The organism is Vibrio sp. 1S139 (genome assembly GCF_041439475.1).
Lineage (GTDB): Bacteria > Pseudomonadota > Gammaproteobacteria > Enterobacterales > Vibrionaceae > Vibrio > Vibrio crassostreae_C.
In genome coordinates this window covers 1-2420 of sequence record NZ_JBGOOD010000143.1, presented here as the reverse complement: position 1 = coordinate 2420, position 2420 = coordinate 1, and the positions used below count along the sequence as shown (strand labels likewise).

The window sequence follows — 2420 nt, the reverse complement described above, 5'->3', positions numbered from 1 at the left end:
GGTATCTGTGTTGAGGCTTGAAAGTCAATGAGTCGATTTAAAGACGCTTACAATATGAGTGTTAGTTAAGTAGTAGAATGTGGCTTGTACATAATCTGTTGCGGTTCCAGAGTTGTTCTGGTTGTATACGCCCGCTTTGAAATACATATATTGTCCTCCAACGTCATAACCACTGGTCGTCATGTCGACAGTTTGTGTCACATCTTCATGATCGTCTCGCTTAATCGTGACTATTAGTTGATTTCCTTGTACTTCGATACGGTAAAAGAACAATTCATTTAACGCTATGCCATCTACAGGCTCTGAGGCATCATCTGATGAGCTGCCGATAAGGTTAATAAATTGCTCATCATCTGGAGATACTGCTTTGTTTGGTTCATGAGCAAAATAGAGCGAACCTTTAGTATGACCGGGTAATAATCGATAGTAGAGGCGGATAGGCTCGTCATCATTTGCATGTATTTGTCCTACAATGACACGGCCAATTTGACTATCGTCACCAGTCGATGTTACGGCATTTATAGCAAGAGTGGCTTCCAATACACCGTCGACGCCGCCTGATGCGTCTTGGTCATCGGTGGGGGCACTTGCAAAGACCCAGTTATTTTCAGTCATGCCTGTTGTTGAAATGCTGGTGTCGCCTCGGCGAAGCATCTCACGCATTTCTGAACGGGTGTATTTTGTACTGCTTGAGGTTGTTGCCCCTTCGACCGGCGAGATAAACACTAACCCACCGTCATCTCCGGTATAGAAATACGATTCATTTTCATAACCACTAGATAACTCATCTTCTTTGATTTCTTGAGCGTCGCCGGAGGCATTGCCGTTATCATCTACCGGAAGGTCTAACTTCCAATCCAATAAATCAAAATTACCTGATGGTGGTAGAGAAGGGTCTAGATCGAACATAGGAAGGGAAGTTATTGGAGGCTCGATAATCTCTGATGAATCCAATTCGAAAAAGTCTATACGCCCTTCCGACGCGTTGTATTCGCCAAAAATGACAACCTCGGTAGCATCACCGCTGTTGAATGTGATTGTTGTTTTAGCCCAATCATAGTTAGATACGGGTTGGCTGAATGTTTCTGAGTCAACATCAACACCGATATTTACATCATCTAATACGTAAGCGCTTAGCGTATATTCGGTATTACTGGATACCGAAATTGTTTGCTCTAATCGTGCCCCTGGCCCTTCAAGTTTAGCCGATTGCACACCATCAAAAGCAACACTAGAAACTGCAGCGGGCTCTACTTCCGTCCAGCCTGAAAAACCCTCTTCAAAGCTAGGGTTAATTAAGTTGACTAGGTCTGCTTTTGATGCAAACGATGTGAGTAATAAAGTACTACTTACAATTAGAGTAAGTTTCTTCATACGGGTAATTCTCCATGATATTAAATATAATTCCTAGTTCTTTTATAGAACCAAGTTTGTATTTAAATAACACAAAAGGAGGGGGGTATTTACAGGTGTATAAAAACTGAGCAGAGCTTATCATTTATAATATAAAATTAATGTCATAATGCGATCTTATGCACATTGTTGTGCATATCTTAAGCGATCGTTATTCTGAGTCACGGTGAAGAATAGAATCCGTTTACGTGGCGAGTGGTTTTTGTGCTTTCAAAGACCAAATTTTCGATGAGCTATCAGGGCTGAGAGTAATCAATCAAACACCTTCAGCAATAGGTGGTTATATTGTTTCGTCCCTCCACGAACGTTGAAGTTATCCGTCCCACACCCCCTGATTTCATTCTTATCATTGGCTTTTTGTGGTGTACGTTTTGCCTTCTGTGCACGGCTGCAGAGCGGGCAACCGATCTTTTTTACCGTAGCCAGAAAGTTATTGGGTGTTGTATGGAAGGCGCCGTGCTCTGGGCATAATATTTCGACAGGGGTAGAACGATTGACATACTTCATTTTCGAAAAGTCGTACCGCTCACCGTACTTTAGTTTTGCTTTTTGGATAAAGAGGTTTTCTCGATCTTGTCGCGATGGTCTTAACATAGTGTCTTGTTGTTTTTTATTAATTTAGATACTTTGGAAATCGTGTGTCTGGAGCAGCCTATAAGCGTTTCAATCTGGCTGTAGCTTTTACCTCCTAAGTAGGCTTTCTATCTTTTTATGACAGTTTTTGGTTTTGTGCCCATTTCAACGACAAGTCCATTGTGAGCCTTTGGCAATTAAATTATATTGCTGTTTCTAATATCGTGTTTTATACAAGCAACACTCACCGTCAGGACGGGTTTTAAAGCGTCTATGTAGCCACATGTACTGACTTGGACTTGCCATGATTGAGCTTTCTACAATTTTATTAATGAATACGGCAGCTTGGTCAGGATCGTTTTTCGGGAATCCATCAACGGGGGCACTAATAGTCAATGTATAGTGACCATTTTCGCCTCTCACCATAGTGAATG

The 2420-nt window shown here is 41.7% G+C and carries 2 protein-coding genes and 1 pseudogene; all 3 read right to left on the bottom strand.

All coding sequences use genetic code 11. The features are described from left to right. Positions 1-24: 24 nt before the first annotated feature. Positions 25-1374, bottom strand: coding sequence for a polysaccharide lyase family 7 protein (locus ACED46_RS21745; RefSeq protein WP_371722435.1), 1350 nt, complete (start codon positions 1372-1374; stop codon positions 25-27). 291 nt (positions 1375-1665) lie between these two features. Then, positions 1666-2007, bottom strand: a complete 342-nt coding sequence (locus tag ACED46_RS21740; RefSeq protein WP_102501471.1) for a DUF723 domain-containing protein — start codon at positions 2005-2007, stop codon at positions 1666-1668. Positions 2008-2202: 195 nt separating this feature from the next. Beyond that, a pseudogene (locus ACED46_RS21735) lies at positions 2203-2420 on the bottom strand (lipid A biosynthesis lauroyl acyltransferase); the annotation flags it as partial.

Excerpts from the sequence above, each read along its gene's own strand:
- ACED46_RS21745 (WP_371722435.1), bottom strand. The coding sequence starts at position 1,374 with ATGAAGAAACTTACTCTAATTGTAAGTAGTACTTTATTACTCACATCG.
- ACED46_RS21740 (WP_102501471.1), bottom strand. The coding sequence starts at position 2,007 with ATGTTAAGACCATCGCGACAAGATCGAGAAAACCTCTTTATCCAAAAA.